Here is a 1258-nt window from a genome sequence, read left to right on the forward strand (position 1 = left end):
CTTTTAACTGCGAGTTGTTTTGATATTTCAAAGCCAAATCTTTGTACGCCAGTTAAATTTTGCGTCAAAAACCTAGAGTTTATGTATAACATTAATATTCTTTAAGTTGTAATTTTTAAAAACATAACCGCTCGCCAAAATAACCCAAAAACTACAGTACGCAAATTCAGGAACAGAAATCATCATAACGAAAAACATCATAATTACGGCCGCATGATAATTTTCTTTCAAATACTTATCTTTAATAGGGATTAATAAGTGGCTAAAAATAAATAAAGTAAAAGCTATAAGCCCTAACAAGCCAACATTAAATAATAATGTACTAAAAAAGTCTGTTGATCTGGCAAACCCAAAGCCATATCCAAATAAAATATGCAGTATATCTGACGTACGCCAGAAATTAAATGTTGCCAGGAAAAACGAAGATCTTTCATCTCCGGAAACTGTTTGTCCGGAAAACTTGTCAATAAATACCGCGTTTATTAATCCGTTAAAAATATCGTTTGTTGCATAAAGAAATACAAATATTCCTATTAAGCTTGCCGCAATTAGTAGTAATGTATATCTTACTTTWTTATTCGAAGAAAAAAACATTTGATAAAGAACATAAACAAATAACCCCAAAAAAGCTGTTGTAGAAAAGGTTAATATCAAACAACCTAAACAAACAATGGCTTCCCATTTCTTTCTCATACCTATCAATAAAGCAAAGTATGGTAACGTTACAAATGAAAACATAGATGGCTCCCCGGTATATCCCTTTATTCTTAACAAATTCATAGCACCTATCGGTTGAAGCTGGAATGACCCACCAATTACACCATCCTGTTGGTTACTATAAATTCGGTTACTTATAAAATCTCCCGAAGAGTTAAATATCAAATAAAATACAAACTCATATATACCATACAAAATAAGTAGCCTGAATGCCCAGTTGATCGCTTTAACTAAATTCTCATCAGAATAGTTCTTTATAATCAGGTATAAAAAAACATTTATAATCAAATATGCCGATTGTGTAATTAAGCTGCCTCTTAAAATTAATGTAGAATAATCACTGGCATCAATTAATACAATGCTTTTAGGAACAGTGACCGGGTATAACCAATTACTTACTTGAGTAATGAAGCTGAAAGTAATAAATATGGCAACGAATAAAAAGAACTCCCAAAAAGTTTGCTTGTACTTAGGAGTGTTTAAAGGAAAAAGGAAAAAAACACCAATTAAGATTATTATTAATAGATATGAAGGTACAGTA

The 1258-nt window shown here is 30.9% G+C and carries 1 protein-coding gene; it reads right to left on the reverse strand.

Going from position 1 to position 1258, the window contains the following annotated elements; all coding sequences use genetic code 11:
• Positions 1–72: 72 nt before the first annotated feature.
• On the reverse strand, positions 73–1258 hold a 1186-nt coding region (locus AC1DRQ_RS31675), incomplete at its 5' end, for a hypothetical protein (protein ID WP_477430147.1).

This window comes from Mucilaginibacter sp. P4_E8 (assembly GCF_056401495.1).